Source organism: Paenibacillus sp. Negev47, from assembly GCF_058313655.1.
The window spans coordinates 3,675,802-3,692,004 of sequence record NZ_CM177754.1 but is presented as its reverse complement, the minus strand read 5'-3'; the positions used below and the strand labels follow the sequence as shown (position 1 = coordinate 3,692,004).

At 43.4% G+C, this 16,203-nt stretch carries 14 protein-coding genes; 10 read left to right on the top strand and 4 right to left on the bottom strand.

Annotated features, from left to right (window positions below; all coding sequences use genetic code 11):
* Positions 1 to 57 precede the first annotated feature (57 nt).
* The gene (locus AC4G47_RS16490) at positions 58 to 2,382 is read right to left on the bottom strand and encodes an MMPL family transporter (RefSeq protein ID WP_491101858.1); all 2,325 of its coding nucleotides are present in this window, start codon (positions 2,380 to 2,382) and stop codon (positions 58 to 60) included.
* A 20-nt stretch (positions 2,383 to 2,402) separates the two neighbouring features.
* On the bottom strand, positions 2,403 to 3,053 hold the full coding sequence (locus tag AC4G47_RS16485; RefSeq protein ID WP_458126845.1) for a TetR/AcrR family transcriptional regulator: 651 nt from the start codon (positions 3,051 to 3,053) through the stop codon (positions 2,403 to 2,405).
* A 256-nt stretch (positions 3,054 to 3,309) separates the two neighbouring features.
* Here AC4G47_RS16485 and AC4G47_RS16480 point away from each other — a divergent pair, with 256 nt between their 5' ends.
* The 4 genes from AC4G47_RS16480 (at position 3,310) to nspC (ending at position 8,870) form a co-directional block, all read left to right on the top strand.
* Complete coding sequence (locus tag AC4G47_RS16480) at positions 3,310 to 4,179, top strand: TetR/AcrR family transcriptional regulator (protein ID WP_491101857.1); 870 nt, start codon at positions 3,310 to 3,312, stop codon at positions 4,177 to 4,179.
* Positions 4,180 to 4,385: 206 nt separating this feature from the next.
* Positions 4,386 to 5,645 carry a cytochrome P450 family protein gene (locus tag AC4G47_RS16475; RefSeq protein ID WP_491101856.1) on the top strand — a complete coding sequence of 420 codons (1,260 nt, stop codon included), beginning with the start codon at positions 4,386 to 4,388 and terminating at the stop codon, positions 5,643 to 5,645.
* Between the two features lie 857 nt (positions 5,646 to 6,502).
* Positions 6,503 to 7,741: a saccharopine dehydrogenase family protein gene (locus AC4G47_RS16470; protein ID WP_145317360.1), complete on the top strand. Its 1,239-nt coding sequence runs from the start codon at positions 6,503 to 6,505 to the stop codon at positions 7,739 to 7,741.
* A gap of 1 nt (position 7,742) precedes the next feature.
* The gene (nspC, locus tag AC4G47_RS16465) at positions 7,743 to 8,870 is read left to right on the top strand and encodes a carboxynorspermidine decarboxylase (RefSeq protein ID WP_491101855.1); all 1,128 of its coding nucleotides are present in this window, start codon (positions 7,743 to 7,745) and stop codon (positions 8,868 to 8,870) included.
* Positions 8,871 to 9,025: 155 nt separating this feature from the next.
* Here the strand turns inward: nspC and AC4G47_RS16460 are convergent, their stop codons facing one another.
* Positions 9,026 to 9,799 (bottom strand): SDR family NAD(P)-dependent oxidoreductase, encoded by a 774-nt coding sequence (locus tag AC4G47_RS16460; RefSeq protein WP_491101854.1) that lies wholly within the window; start codon positions 9,797 to 9,799, stop codon positions 9,026 to 9,028.
* 111 nt (positions 9,800 to 9,910) lie between these two features.
* Between AC4G47_RS16460 and AC4G47_RS16455 the strand changes: the two genes are divergently transcribed.
* From AC4G47_RS16455 to AC4G47_RS16430, 6 genes are all read left to right on the top strand, one after another.
* A complete protein-coding gene (locus AC4G47_RS16455; protein WP_491101853.1) occupies positions 9,911 to 10,267 on the top strand; it encodes a MerR family transcriptional regulator in 357 nt (118 codons plus the stop codon).
* 128 nt (positions 10,268 to 10,395) lie between these two features.
* Positions 10,396 to 11,268, top strand: a complete 873-nt coding sequence (locus AC4G47_RS16450) for a YitT family protein (protein WP_491101852.1) — start codon at positions 10,396 to 10,398, stop codon at positions 11,266 to 11,268.
* 357 nt (positions 11,269 to 11,625) lie between these two features.
* A complete protein-coding gene (tlp, locus tag AC4G47_RS16445) occupies positions 11,626 to 11,847 on the top strand; it encodes a small acid-soluble spore protein Tlp (RefSeq protein ID WP_145317345.1) in 222 nt (73 codons plus the stop codon).
* 38 nt (positions 11,848 to 11,885) lie between these two features.
* Entirely contained in the window at positions 11,886 to 12,074 is a 189-nt protein-coding gene (locus AC4G47_RS16440) for a hypothetical protein (RefSeq protein WP_458126853.1), read from the top strand.
* Positions 12,075 to 12,359: 285 nt separating this feature from the next.
* The gene (locus AC4G47_RS16435; RefSeq protein WP_491101851.1) at positions 12,360 to 13,493 is read left to right on the top strand and encodes a serine hydrolase domain-containing protein; all 1,134 of its coding nucleotides are present in this window, start codon (positions 12,360 to 12,362) and stop codon (positions 13,491 to 13,493) included.
* A 297-nt stretch (positions 13,494 to 13,790) separates the two neighbouring features.
* The gene (locus tag AC4G47_RS16430) at positions 13,791 to 14,933 is read left to right on the top strand and encodes a DUF4309 domain-containing protein (RefSeq protein WP_491101850.1); all 1,143 of its coding nucleotides are present in this window, start codon (positions 13,791 to 13,793) and stop codon (positions 14,931 to 14,933) included.
* Between the two features lie 100 nt (positions 14,934 to 15,033).
* On the opposite strand, the gene AC4G47_RS16425 is transcribed toward AC4G47_RS16430, so the two are convergent.
* Complete coding sequence (locus tag AC4G47_RS16425) at positions 15,034 to 16,002, bottom strand: DMT family transporter (protein WP_491101849.1); 969 nt, start codon at positions 16,000 to 16,002, stop codon at positions 15,034 to 15,036.
* Between the last annotated feature and the right edge of the window lie 201 nt (positions 16,003 to 16,203).

Below are 16,203 nucleotides of genomic sequence, written 5' to 3'. Positions count from 1 at the left end.
CAGAGGAGGTCTTTGTCGTGGTGAATGGAGTCATGATATCACCATGCTAGCGCAGTATTATTTTAACCCGGACTTGGTGTTGGCTTGATCTTTTGCATTAAGGGAAGCAATCAGTTTCTCGCCTTCAACATCCAGATTCGGCAGAATACGATCCAGCCATTTCGGGAGAGACCAAGCTTTGTCACCGAAAATAGCCATGATGGCTGGAACCAATCCCATCCGGATAATGAACGCATCAATCAGGATGCCTACCGCCAAGGTAAAGCCAATCTGCTTGATCATGACATCATCAGTGAAGATAAATCCTGCAAAAACAGAAACCATGATCACTGCTGCGGCAACAACCACGCGACTTACCTGATTGTACCCATGAACAACGGATTCAGTTCCGCGATGACCATGAACATAGGATTCGCGCATGGAGCTGACCAGGAAGACCTGATAGTCCATCGCAAGGCCATACAGGATACCTGTCACGATGATTGGCATGAAGCTAAGCAGTGGACCGCCGGTATCGAAACCAAAGAGCGAATGCAGCCAGCCCCATTGGAATACAGCAGTAGTGATCCCGAATGTAGCGAGGATACTAAGAAGGAACCCGATGGTGGCTTTAATTGGAACGATGATCGAACGGAATACGAGTAACAGGATGATCAGCGAGAGCAGGATTATGATGCCTACATAAATAGGGAACACCTGCGCCAGTTTGGCTGACATATCAATGTTAACAGCTGTAAGTCCCGTAACTCCGAGTTTCACATCATAGGTCTGTGCAATGCTGGAATCAGCCGCGCGCAGATCAGTGACCAGTGTTTTAGTGAGATTATCGTTAGGACCTGTTTTTGGAATGAGACTGAAAATAGCTAAATCTTCTGTCATACCAAGCGGTGTGACTTGTGCAACGTTATTTTGACCTTGGAGTTCCATCACCAGACCGCCCAAGAGCTCCGGTGTAACTTTTGCGGAAGATTGATTAGGCTCTGCGACCAGAATAAGGGGTCCGTTAAATCCATCTCCGAAGCCTTCGGAGATGGCGTCATAGCTTTGTCTTGCGGTTGTATCCAGATTCGCTGAGGAAGCGCCAGGGATACCCATTTCCATTTTGGTGATCGGCGTTGCGGCGAACCCAAGAATGACGATGATGGCAATAATGGTAGCCCAACGATTCTTGATAACGAATTTCACCCATTTGTCTGCAAATCCACGATTAGCGGTTTTGGCATGTTGTGCGCCTTTCTCACGAGCTTTGGCGGAACAGATACGTTCTCCTACCAATCCCAGCAAAGCTGGCAACAGGGTTAAAGCAACGAACACGTTGATGAGCACGGTAGCTGCTGCAACCAAAGCCATCGTAGACAAGAATGTAAGACCAATGACAAGCATACCGCACAGTGCAATAATGACGGTTAATCCGGCAAAAAATACTGCGCTGCCCGATGTGCCAATAGCTCTTGCCGTCGCTTCTTTTGCGCTCAAGCCCTGATCAATAATCATTCGGCGCTGGCGATTAACAATGAAGAGAGCATAATCGATTCCAACCGCCAATCCAACCATGAGAGCCAGCACGGAAGTGACACTAGGCATTTCGATAAATTTGGAGATGGAGAATGCTCCACCTACTCCGATTGCAACACCAAGGAGTGCAGTGAGGAGAGGAAGACCTGCGGCAACAACGGACCCAAGAGTGATCAGCAATACAATGACAGCAATGACCAATCCGACAATCTCTGCCGAGCCGACCCCAATGGATACCGTTTTGAGCGTTTCGCCTGGCAATACCGTAATAGGGGTTCCTTGCTCAACCGTCATAACGGATTGAATAACGGAATCAAACACATCTTGGGTTATGGCAGACTGCTCCACTGTAAATTGGAATTGGAACAGTGCAATGCTTCCATCCGAAGAGATCAGCATGCCTGGTACTGGAACCCCATCCAGCATCAAAGGTCCATAGGGTGGAGGAGTGGTTGTTGAGGATTGCGCCATATCGGTAAATTGAGCATTCTGGGCCATCTCAGCGGCAGCACCCGAATTGCCTGCTTCAGCTGCATAGTCTGCAGGGTTAATGACTTTATCTAATCCGTAAACCTCAGTAACACCTTTCATCATAGCAGCCATATTTTCAGGTGTATCCAGACGTTCGTTGTCTGGTGCCTTGAACACAACACTTCCTTGACCACCGGAAGCGGCTGGCAGTTCTTTTGCTAATTGATCCAGGACCTTCTGTGACTCGGTGCCTTCAATCTTCATTTCAGAACTGATGTGAATACCATTGATGCTGATCATGGAAATGACAATTCCCAGAATGAATACCCAGCCAATGATGAAGGTTGCAGGTTTGCTAAAAGCGGTTTTCCCCACTCTGTATAATAATGTAGACATTTCTCTATTTTACACTCCCTCTATGATGAATGTGGATGGTTGGCATGTTCGAATCCTGCCCGCAAATGACCAAACGTGGTCTCCAAAAATTGATCGAAGGTGATAGCACCGGGCTTGGTATCTTCAGTAATGACTTGTCCGGGCAGCAACACATTGAGTCTTCCATCAATTAATGGCAGTATCGTTCCATATAGTGCGTTAATCAAAAGATAAGTATAGATCTCGTCATACTTTCCGTTAGATAGGTCTAATAGGGTGTCTTGTGCCTGCGTCTGCATTCGGTGCATGGCTCCAAGATAATGTGGTTCTAACACGGGATAGGTATGAGATAGTGATAATAGTTGGTGAAGCCTTCCTAAGAGTTCTGTTGTAAGCTGCATCTTGATCAGGCTATACAGTACGTCAAGCAAAGAGGCATGGTCGGGCATTTCGGTAAGTAAATCTTCTAGTTCGGTTGTATTCTGGACAGATATTGCGCCTCTGGCTACAGCCTCTTCCTTACATGTGAAATAGTTTGCAAATGTTCTGCGGGAACATCCCACTTGATGCACGATATCTTCGACCGTAAAACCATCGAGTCCGTGTTCAAGAGTCAGTTCAAATGCAGCACCAGCAAGTGCTTTTTCAGTCGCTTCTTTTTTCAAATGTCGCAAGTTTCGTTTGATCATCATTCTCCGCTTAAGCGTTCACCTCCAACACCAATGACGATGGTTAAAGTAGTTTAATGAAGAACATACTCGTAAGCATGCACTCTGTGAGGTTTATCATAACAACAAGTTGCACATTGTGCAAATTTACTCATTGTGCAATTATTTTATGTGACGGCCATACTGCGAATCAATGCTTCAACTCCAAAGGAATGAATGTTAAAATCAATAGAAAAACTTGGGGCGATGACGGGACATGAGTAGCCGGAAACAAAGTTTATTGGAGACAGCACTTGCTCTATTTTTAGAGCATAGCTATGCAAATACAACAATCCAGATGATTCTGGATCAATCGGGTGTATCCAAAGGCACATTCTACAAATTCTTCAGCTCGAAAGAAGACTGTTTATATTCAATTATTGATCAGCGTATGCAAGAGGATGTTTTCATTCGCAAAGAGCTTGAACAAAATCATTACACATCGGATTATGACCTGCTCGTTGATCAGATTGCCATCCCTATGTCTGTACCTAATAAAGAGCGAGTATGGGAATTATATTGGACTGGCTTTTATTCAGGAGAGATCAACTCAGCCAAACTGGCTACTGTTCAGTTAAAATGGTTGTCTACACGATTGATTCAGGTGTACGGAAAAGACATCAGCTTATATGCCAACGAAGGCGCCATATTGTGTTATGGCATATTGCATCAGATTGCCAACACAGCAAGAAGCCTAAATACACAAAAACCAATATGGAGCGAAGTGGTTCCAAAAGTTTTAACATATATTGAAGTGATATTAAAAACAATGCACCAAAGGAATGAACATATTTTTGACTTTCAGTCTCTCTATTTCCTGAATGCGGATGAGCGTAACCGTGATATTGGTATGGACGTCGACACTCTATTGGAGGAATTTAATGAGTTCAACAAACGTGTTCAAAAATCCAAGGAATCTGCACCATTGAAGCAACTTTCGAAAGGGCTTTTAGCGTTATTACAGGATCAAGAGGATTTAAATATTTCTGTGATAGAAGTGGTACTTCAAGCATTTCACAAAGAGTACAAATCCAGTGCTTTTCACTCGGAAGCGAATAGGCTGACTGAAACCTGTTGGTGGTATTTGGAACTTGTAAAACAACGGCATTAAATTGAGGTTGGCCCAAAGCCGACCTCTTTTTATTTCCCATATAAATTATTAATATACTATTCGTTTATTAGTAATAAGTTGTTATAGCGGTTGTTTATTGTAATTTAAATAGTGAAATTTGATATTAAATATACGAGTAGTATATAATCGGAGTGCACATAAATTTCCATAGATTTGAAAAAATTCACTTCGAAAGGAAGATTTTTATGAATCATTCGAGTAACCAAACATCCGAAAAAGCAGAATTTAATTTGTTTAGCGAAGAAAATATTACTGATCCATTTGCCATGTTTGCACAGATGCGCTCCAAAGGCTCCGTTGTCCCTATTCCTAATCCGATGGGTGGAGCAGGGCAGACCTGGATTGTTACCCGTATGGATGTAGCCATGGAAGTGCTGAAAGATCACTCCCGGTTCACGGTAGATCTGAACTCTATGGATAGTGGCAATGATATTCGAAAGAATCTCTCAGAAGATCTTGGTTCTTCGGAACCCCAGACCTTTTTTACGGGAAAGTCGATGCTCTTTGTTGATGAACCGGATCACCGGAGGCTGCGTAGTCTGGTTTCCAAAGCGTTCACGCCAAGATATATGGAAAGCCTGCGTCCACGTGTTCAAGAGATTGCAGATGAATTGATCGATCAGATTGAAGGGAAAGGAGAGATGGATCTTGTAAAAGACTATGCCTATCCATTCCCAATCAACGTCATTTCCGAGATGCTGGGTATACCTCAGGAAGACCGACCTCAGATCCATGTATGGTCCGAAGCCATTGCCAAAGGTCTTGGTTTTGGTAAACAGGACCCTGCAGTAGCGCAGCATTTGCGATCATTCGCAGAGTACACCTCACAGCTTGTGGCGAACAAACGAGAGGAACCCTCCGATGACCTTATCAGTCAATTAATTGCGATTGAGGAGGAGGGAGATCGACTGAATGAAGATGAATTAATATCCATGATCACGTTATTAATATTTGCTGGACATGAGACAACTTCCAATCTGATTGCAACCGGCTCTTATCTTCTTCTGACACATCCCGAACAACTGGAACAACTTAAACAAGATCTAAATCTGGTTCCTTCTGCGGTGGAGGAGTTGCTACGATATAACGGACCCGCCACTTCTTCAGGTCCTCGTTATGCAACGCAGGACACGGAACTGGATGGACAATCGATTCAAAAGGGAGATGTCGTGATTCCTCTTTTGAAATCAGCGAATCGGGACGAACAGCAATTCAGTGATCCGGAAGAATTGGATATTGAACGCAAAATAAAACGACATCTGGCCTTTGGGCACGGTATTCATATGTGTCTTGGCGCTCCGCTTGCTCGGGTGGAGGGGGATGTAGCGTTCACTACGCTTTTACGTCGGCTTCCCGGTCTTCAGCTGAGTGTTCCTCAGGAAGAGATTCATTGGCACTCCGCTTTGTCATCACAGGGCTTGGCAGCTTTGCCCGTAAAATTCTAATCGTTTATCTGGATATGAATCATTGGAGTATGACGAATTGTCGTCATACTCTTTATTTGTATTGATGATAGAATGGAAAGAATAAGAGGTACACAAAGAAATTGAAAACGCTTAATACGAGGTTGAATTTGCATACATAATTTTAGTTGTGGAGGTGAAGCTAATGAATAAAGATGAACTTTTTATGCATAAAGCCACTGAAATTGCTCTGCAAGCTCGCAAAGAAGGAAATGAACCATTCGGCCCATGATCAATTAGCGGAAATTGCTGGCAACAACATTATGATCGCGTATGAAGAAGTATTTGAGAGAGACGTCCTCATTCGGACAAAAAAATTATTTTTTAATTATTGCTTGATTTTTTTTTCAACGTCTGATAGTGTAAGACCTGTGATTTTGGGAAGTTGATTTATCAATATGAATTAGAGCTTTCCAGCAGATAATTTTGACCACTTCACCAGGAAGTTAAGGCCATACGGACAGCCGGGTCAAACGCCGATTGGCAACTTACGTTGCTTTATTGATTGAGTTCAAAGCTCAAATTTTATAAGTTGGTTACTTTACAACCAGTGCAATTGCACATCAACTTGTGAAACGGTCAATAAGAGTGGTAAAGGCGAATTATTTGCTATATAGACTCTGATCCAATATTGATATACATGAAGGAGCTTCCCGCCAAAGGAATTCTTATGAACTTTTTTGGTCATGGAGACTTCACGTCTTTTTTATGATGTATATCAACAAGCAAGTGTGATGATGCGCGATTGCGGGCATTTTTCACCTTGCTTTTTTTGTTGTCTTGTTGTCACCGTATTAATCCAATTAAAAAAAATACATATTGGGATAGGAGAATGTAAAATGGGAAAAGCACTAATCATCGGCGCCGGCGGCGTTGCTTCCGTGGCAGTACACAAATGCGTTCAAAATAGCGAAGTTTTTGAGGAAATCTGCATCGCGAGTCGTACAAAATCCAAATGTGATGAACTCAAAGCAAAGCTGGACGGCGGAAAAACGAAAATTACGACAGCGCAAGTAGATGCTGACAATGTTGACGAACTGATCGCTCTGATCAACGAAGTTAAACCGGATATCGTAATGAACCTGGCTTTGCCGTATCAAGATCTGACAATCATGGATGCATGCCTTGCAACCAAAACGAATTACATGGATACTGCGAACTATGAGCCACATGATACAGCGAAATTCGAATACAGCTGGCAGTGGGATTACAAAGAGCGTTTTGAAAAAGCAGGCATTACTGCATTGCTCGGAAGTGGATTTGACCCAGGCGTGACAGGCGTATTCTCCGCTTATGCCCTGAAGCATTACTTTGACGAAATTGAGTACATCGACATTCTCGACTGCAATGGCGGCGACCACGGCTATCCGTTCGCAACCAACTTCAACCCTGAGATCAACATTCGCGAAGTTTCTGCGAACGGAAGATATTGGGAAAATGGTGAATGGATCGAAACGAAACCGATGGAAATCAAACGTGTCTACGACTTTAAAGAAGTTGGCGAGAAAGACATGTACCTGTTGTACCATGAAGAACTGGAATCTTTGGCGAAAAACATGCCAGGTCTGAAACGTATCCGTTTCTTCATGACATTTGGTCAAAGCTACCTGACTCACTTGAAAGCACTTGAAAATGTAGGCATGACTTCAATCGAGCCTATCGAATATGAAGGAAAACAAATTATTCCACTGCAATTCCTGAAAGCAGTACTGCCTGATCCTGCATCCCTTGGACCACGTACTGTAGGTAAAACGAACATCGGTTGTATTTTCAAAGGTAAAAAAGATGGTCAAGACAAAACATATTATGTATACAATATCTGTGATCACCAAGAGTGCTACAAAGAAGTTGGTTCCCAAGCGATCTCTTACACAACAGGCGTTCCAGCCATGATTGGTGCGGCAATGGTCATGACAGGCAAATGGAACAAACCAGGCGTATTCAATGTAGAAGAGTTCAACCCGGATCCATTCATGGAAGAGTTGAACAAGTGGGGCCTCCCATGGGTAGAAGACTTCAACCCGGTACTCGTTGATGAGCTGCCAGAAGAAGTTAAAGAATCGGAGCTTGTTCGTTAAAATGAAGTTCGAGCAATTACCGACGCCATGTTTTGTTGTTGACGAGAGGCTTATTGAGAAAAACCTGAAAATCCTGAACGGTGTTATGCAGCGTACAGGTGCCAAAATCGTGCTCGCTCAAAAAGCATTCTCCATGACTGCGATGTATCCGCTGATTGGAGAATACCTGAGCGGTGCAACGGCGAGCGGCTTGTATGAAGCACGCCTGGGCCACGAGGAAATGGGCAAAGAGAATCATGTCTTTGCTCCGGCATACCGCGCAGAAGAGATTGACGAGATTCTCTCCATCTGCGACCACATTATTTTCAATTCATTTTCACAGCTTGCAAAATTCAAGGATAAGGCGCTTCAGGCTGGTCGTAAGGTTGGCTTGCGCATCAACCCTGAATGCTCTACCCAGGAGGGGCACGAGATATATGATCCGTGTTCTCCGGGTTCCCGTTTTGGCGCCAAGCAAGAAGATTTCCAGGCAGACCTGCTGGAAGGCGTCTCCGGGCTGCACTTCCACACACTGTGTCAGCAAAATTCCGATGATCTGGAGACTACGTTGAACGCAGTTGTAGAGAAATTCGGACAATGGCTGCCGCAAATGGAATGGATCAACTTCGGCGGAGGTCACCATATTACGCGTGAAGATTATGATATTCCAAGACTGGAAGCATGCATCAAGCGTATGCAGAACGACTATGGCCTCGAAGTATATCTGGAGCCGGGAGAAGCTGTTGCGCTGAACGCAGGTTATCTGGTGACATCTGTGCTGGATTTCCATAAAAACGGTATGGACATCGCCATTCTGGATACTTCCGCAACGTGTCATATGCCCGATGTGCTGGAAATGCCATATCGCCCGCCGCTGATCGGTTCGGGAGAAGTGGGCGAGAAAGCTCACCTGTATCGTCTTGGTGGACAAACATGTCTGTCTGGTGACGTAATTGGGGATTATTCATTCGATCAGCCTTTGCAAGAAGGCGATCGTCTGGTATTCGAGGATATGGCCATTTACTCCATGGTGAAAACCAATACGTTTAATGGCATGCCGCTTCCAGCGATTGCTGTCAAAAGAAAAGACGGCGATTGCGAAGTTGTTCGTGAGTTCGGATATCAGGATTTCAAAATGAGGCTAGCATAATACTTCATTATATAGTAAGCATTTAATAAAGCATTGAATATAAATACAAAGAAGGGAACCTGGAAACCAGGTTCCCTTTTAACGTCCAACGATGTGTAGCAGTCAGGTTAGATAATGGTTTAACAGTATTCAATCGACTTAGCCTCGATTACGGGTTAATTTTGCGGTTTCGATGCTGCCCTTGCAGCGTAAGGGAAGAGGGGTTCGCGTAGTTTAAATTCATATGTTAATCCATCTACAATACCGACTACGCTCTCACTGTCATACAACTCAAGTAAAAATCCAGCCATTTGTTCCGCCGTATGGAACTTGGGAACTCTGCCCTCATATTGAAACTCGTCTACATTAAAGGAATGCTTCGCAAACTCCGTCTCGGTTGCAGCCGGAGCGAGCACCTTGGCCTGCATCGCTGCGTTCTTGCCTTTTAACTCTTGCGCAAGTCCTTCCGTAAAGGCACTTACATAGAACTTGGTTGCGCAGTAGGTAACTGCATCAGCTACGATCGTATATCCTCCACCAGAGGAGATATTAATAATCTGTGTGCCATCGACATCGGCATAATCACGTACATACAGGGAAGAAAGAATGGTTAGTGCTTCTATATTTAGATGAAGCATCTGCTCAATCTTGGGCAGATGTTGTTCGCCAACGGAAGCGAAATTCCCAAATCCAGCGTTGTTAATCCACGTCTCAATGGAATAAGCCTGAAGACTTTCATAGAATTCATGCACATTAGCGGCAATGGACAGATCCACTGTGCGAATGACTACGTCCAGATCAGGATTGATTTCAGTTACTTTTGATTTTAACTTGTCCAATTCATCGGTTCTGCGTGCTGCCAGGATCATATTTTTGCCACGGGTTGCAAAAGCTAAAGCCGCTTCATATCCGATGCCTGAACTGGCACCAGTAATCACTGTGTATTTCATGGGAATTCCTCCTGAATCTGATTTCATTATTTATTGTGATATGACGACGAGTTGATTATACTGATTAGAGTTCACTCTAAGTCAAGTAGAAAAATAGAAGGGAGGTTGACCATGCATACCATTGGTGAAGTGGCAGAAATGCTCCATATTAGTGCACATACATTACGTTATTATGAGAAGGAACAGATTGTAACTCCTCTCCGAGATGCCAGTGGAGACAGGCGATATAACGAATCGCATCTGAAATGGCTGCAATTTGTAATCAAATTGAAAGAGACTCAGATGCCCATTGCTACCATTAAGAAGTACGCCTCCTTGTTTCAGGAAGGTGAGCACACGGCGGCAGATCGATTGAAGTTGCTGGAAGATCATAAAGAGTCCATTCAAAAACAAATGCACATACTTAATACAGCAGATGAGATGCTTGAGCATAAAATTTCGTCGTATCGAACGTTCATCGAGAAATAAAAGGTTAGATCAAAACAGATTCACCTGGAATATCCACTAATTAGACAAGCAGATGACGATCTATTGCCAAAATAGTGATTTTTATTATAGACTATTTTTTATCGGTTGTTCATCAAGGGGGAAAAGGAATGAGTCAAAACAGAAAACAGAAGTCAAACAAGCTGAAGATCCTCTCCAAAGTATTATTGATTATCATTGGGGGATTTATCACGGCATATGGTCTGGAAGCCATATTAATTCCGAATAATGTCTCCGACGGTGGTGTGACAGGTCTGAGTATCGTGGGTTCACAGCTGTTCGGGTTACCACTCGGGATGCTCATTGGGATTATTAACATTCCATTTGTATGGCTAGGGTATAAGCAAATCGGTAAAAGTTTCGCGTTATATTCGATTATCGGTATTGCTTCATTGGCGATTAGCACGAGTCTGATGCACCATGTACCAACCATAATTGAAGGTGATACCTTGCTCGTTACCGTTGTCGGCGGGATTATCATCGGTTTTGGTATGGGACTTGCATTGCGTAACGGCGGGGCATTGGATGGTATAGACATGTTGGCTGTACTACTTTCACGAAAAGTACCTTTTGGAACCAGTGATCTCATCCTGTTCCTTAACATGTTTGTATTTATTGTCGTTTCTACCGTGTTCGGTCTGCAAGGTGCGATCTTGTCAGGGCTTGCATATTTTATTGCTTCCAAAGTAATACATATCGTAGAAGAGGGTTTAAGCGGCTCCAAAACGTTTAAAATCATTACGAATCAGCCTGAGATCATGGTTGAAACCATTCGGGACAGATTAGGTCGTGGAGCAACGTATACCGATGCATACGGTGGTTACTCTAATGAGCAATTCAAGGAAATCACTTGTGTCATCAACCGAATGGAAGAGAGTAAGATCAAGGATATCATTCATGAGATTGACCCGACTGCCTTTGTAGTTGTATACGATGTAGCTGAAGTGAGAGGCGGCAATTTCAAAAAGAAAGATATTCACTGAGTAACTCATTTCACTACAAAAAAACGCGCTAGAGACAGTAACTCTCTGGCGCGTTTTTTATACAGGTTATGTTTGTGTGAGAAGGGAAACCTAATGGCGATTCCAGAGTAAACAAAGGCACAGCATAGACAACACCGATGTCTGATCAGCTTTGGTGATCAGTTATCATCACTTTGGAATATCGATGATTGTTGGATGAGTAATAATAAAGTCGCCTATTGGAATATCACTTAGCTTTTTACCTTGTGGATCATGGGAAAAGGTTGATTTTGATCGAAGTGCATAAGCCAAGCTTACTTATGGAAAACTTCTGTAGTGCAGATATATTGCATGATTCCATTTTGGGAGGTGACTATTATGAGCAAACCGGATAATCGCAAGGATAACGTGGATCATTTGCAGAATGCAGTGGTGAACACAATCGAGAACTACCGGGAAGCAGAGGATTATCTTGAGGAATTTGGAGATGAAATCCCGGAACGCGAAAAGACTCAAATCGAGGAAAAAAATGAACGACGCAAACATAGTATTTCCGGCTTTCGTGAAGAAATTAAAGATGAAGCAAAACATCAACAATAAACTCGGATGTTATTTTTGATTTCAAAGGAGGTTAATGGATGCCACAACAGGACCCGCAAGAGCTTCTACAGCAAAAACATGAGCAGGATGAGCATAAAAGTCAATTCACTAATTTCTCACGAGCCGTTTCCGGCAATGGCCAGATTGAAGCTGGTCAGGAATTCAGTAATGATCGAGAGCCTGATAACCAAAACCGGATGAAGTCTGTTGAGAACAAGCGGGCTTGATCGAAATAACGTTGTTTGATCCCCTTTCAGTAGACAAGTACTTCCATCGGCTCCGATGGATTTATTCTTGTTGAGCGAAAGGGGATTTTTATGTTTTATAGTTGTATAGGTCGCTACTCTGGCTGCTTGTTCTTTTCTAATGTGGCAACGAAGATGATTATATTACCAAACCTGGTGGTAGTCAGCGCAAGCAAATGGTCGTATATTAATAGTATGTGGATTATGGGACATACCGTAGATCACATTCGAAATATAATGATTATACATAGAAAGAAGGAAAAAAATATGGATTTTAAACCACTTGCTTCATTTATTGACCGCATTACATCCTGGCGCATTCCATGGGCAGAGGTGCTGGTGATGCATCGAAATGATACCGTTTTCCATTATCGTAATGGATACGCCAATCTGGAAGAGAAAACACCTATTGGTGATGGAGCGATCTTCAATCTATACTCCATGACAAAAATTATGACTTGCGTGGCAGCCCTGCAGCTGGTGGAGAGAGGGGAGATGCTGTTAAGCGATCCGCTGTTCGATTATCTCCCAGAGTATGCTGAGATGACGGTAAAGAAAACGATGGCGAACGGGGAGATCCGACTGGAAAAGGCGACAAGAGCTATTACAGTACGCGATTTGTTCACCATGACTGCCGGGTTCTCCTATGACGTTGGTTCTCCAAGCATTCAGGAGGCCGTAAAAAGCACCGACGGAACATTGTCGACCCGTGATTTTGCGAAAGCGCTTGCCAAGGAACCGCTTCTGTTTGAGCCAGGTACACATTGGAACTACAGTATGTGCCACGATGTGCTGGGGGCCTTGGTGGAAGTTGTAAGTGGTAAACGCTTTGGTACATATCTTCGTGACGAAATCACCGGACCACTTGGCATGAACGATACAGCGTTCCATCTGAACGAGGAACAGCAGACACGCCTGATTCCGCAGTATGCTTATAATGATGAGCTTGAGAAGGCTGTACGTCTGGACGGCAACGGATTCCGGGTAGGCACGGAATTGGAAAGCGGCGGTGCAGGCTTGTTGTCAACTGTTAGTGACTATGCACTTTTCTTGAACGCACTTACTGGGCGTGGTACGAGTCCCGAAGGCGTGCGTATTCTGTCACAAGCTTCAGTGGAACTGATGCGGACGGATCACTTGAACGAGATGACTCGTGCTGATTATTCCTGGGATCATATGTATGGATACGGCTACGGACTGGGTGTTCGCACACATATCTCCAAAGCAGGAAGCGGCTCGCTTAGCCCAATTGGTGAATTTGGATGGAGTGGCGCAGCTGGTTGTATGGCTATTATTGATCCGGATTCAGAGCTTACGGTCATGTATGCGCAACACCTGCTGAATAGTCAGGAGCCGTACGTTCAACGCCGCCTACGTAATGTGGTATACTCCTGTTTGTAAATCATGTCGTATTCAAAGTTACTTTAAGAGCCGCTAAATAGCGGCTTTTTTATGTTATATGAGTCGAAATCTATTAATTAGATTGTTATTTCTTTATTAGAAAGGGTATGTTATCATTCTTAGGAAAATAGTACTAGTAGGAGGATATGCTTATTGAACATGAACTTAAATTAATTACATAGTTTGATCAAGATTACACGCTAGCAAGTACCTGTTTGAATGTTGAGATTGTGCACAATTTAAAATTAGAAAAGAACTGTTAGATTGTTATTTTTTTTACTCAAAGGAGAGTCAACGATGATACACCCTAAACACAATGCAAAATGGGCTTCTCTGGCCTTACTTACCTTAATCGCCTATGTTCTGAGCGCAGTGCTTCTGCTACCACCCAATGCTGCTGCCAAAGGAGAGCAAATCTCCGCCAAACAGCTCGAAAGTATGAGCCGGCTTTCATTTACGCTTCGTGATGCCAAGCAAACGGCTTACACCGTTTATATTTTTGCTTATGATGAACAGAAGAGCACGCTGACCGAAGAAAATGGTTGGACCAACAATAAAAAAGGCGACAAGAGTTATTCAGGCACGTATCGTGCAGCCTTACTAAAAAAAGGTGCAGCATACGGAACTGTTCAGGCAGCAAAACTGGATCTGAATACGATTATTTTGCCTCAAACCTGGAACTTCGTTGTGAAAAGCAAAGAGGCTAGTACACCAGATATGCTGATGATCACCGATTGGGGAACTTCTAATTTCAATGAGGTGAAAACGTATATTGTTCGTTCCGGGGAATTGCGCCGTGTAACATATGTCGATAATAAGGGTAAAAAAATCGACGATTCCTACTCTGCGATCAGAGATGGTGGAATTCGTACTCTTTCAGGTGCCCGAGTGCAGTTCAAAAATTACAACAACCTTCAATTCGTCTATGGAGTTGATACGTTTAAGCTGAATGTGAACAAATTGGAATTGCGGTTGGAAGATACACGTAACCTCCGTTCAGAAGCTTGGCCGAACTCGGGTGTTGGCGATCGCGCTTACCTGAAAAGCCTGAAGGAAGCTGCTTTAAAGGGTGTATTGCCAGGTCGGACGGACATCAAGATTGGCATGACGCTTCAAACTATGCAAAAAAAGTTGGGGAAACCCAATTCTCGTTCAAACGGGGAATGGGGAGCGTACTATTATTATTCTAAATTCGGCATCGGGTTTGATTCATACATGCACGAGCTTAGCAAGAAATCACGTATTGCGGTTATCCAGCTGTACAATGAAAAGCAGTATCTCTCACCATGGAATGTGAAACGATGGATGGGAAAACCCACCTCGGAATATTATAATGAAGTTGTGGGTGGTTATGAGATGGTATATGAGCTGGGTAAGCACACTATAGTTTTTAATTATTTGGAAGAAGAAGACTTAATTGACTTTACAAATATATATTAAGGTATAACATCGCGAGAACTGAACGTATTCGTATACGAACTTACAAAAAAAGCCGCTAATTAGCGGCTTTTTTTGTTATCCATCGAAGTGGACGGGTAGTCTATTTTATTGGAGTGTTATTAGAGCTTTGCACAGAACGCACACGATTGACTAAGTAAATGCCAACTGACACGAACAGCAATGCGGCCAGATTTTTCATTTCCAAAATCGTTTCCCCCAGGAATAACGCTGATAACAATGCGCCAAATATAGGAATAAGGAAGTTATAGACAGACACTCTTCCGACCTTGTTGTACTTGAGAAGCATATTCCACAGACAAAATGCGACGGATGACAGCAAAGCCAAGTAGATCAAGTTACTGGTGGATTCCATGGTAAAATGGGTGACCCTGCCGCCGAGCGATAAACCTAACAGAGTAAGTACCAGCCCTCCGACGAACAGGCTGACTCCCGTTATAATTAGAACATCGATGGTGGCGGTTAGACGTTTGGCGTAAATGGCTGTGACGGAGAAAACAAGTGCTGCTATAATCACAAAGCCTTCGCCTGTGAATGAAAAGGAGAATGCAAGCAGATCCGTATGGAAATTCACGATGATCACACCGACGAATCCCAGCAAGCAGCCAACGATTTTATTCCTGCTTAATTTATCGTTCTTATAGATGAAATGGGCCAGAACAACACTGAAAAAGGTCGTTGTTGCATTCATAATCGAGCCTTTGACACCCGTTGTATTGGCTACGCCCACGTAGAAAAACATATATTGCAAGCCGGTTTGTAACACACCTAGCATGATGAGACTTGTCCACTGTGGCTTGGACAATTGCAGCTTCTGTTTTCTGACAACACGAGACAGAAGCAAGAGTAGCAAGCCCGCCAACGTAAATCGGTATCCGGCAAATACGTACTTGGAAGCAATGTCTTCTGGCAAAATGTTAAATGCGATATATCCAAGTTTAATGGACGGGTACGCACTACCCCATAACAAACAACAAAGGCTTGCTATGAGCATGACAAAAAGGGGGTCACTGAATTTACTCGGTTTCTCAAGGGTATTTCTCTCTATCACTTTCGATCTTCTCCTCGCATTTCTTGCACATATATATGTACGAATCTAATATCCTCATTGACCATATCACATATCGACACGCGTTGTATCAAAAAATGGAATGAACCGTTCTCCGGAAGGTACGTTTAGATGAAGAAGCGGTTCTTGAGATGTCTTTGTTATAAGTTCCTTTCCAACAATATTCCTACTTGTTCTGACATA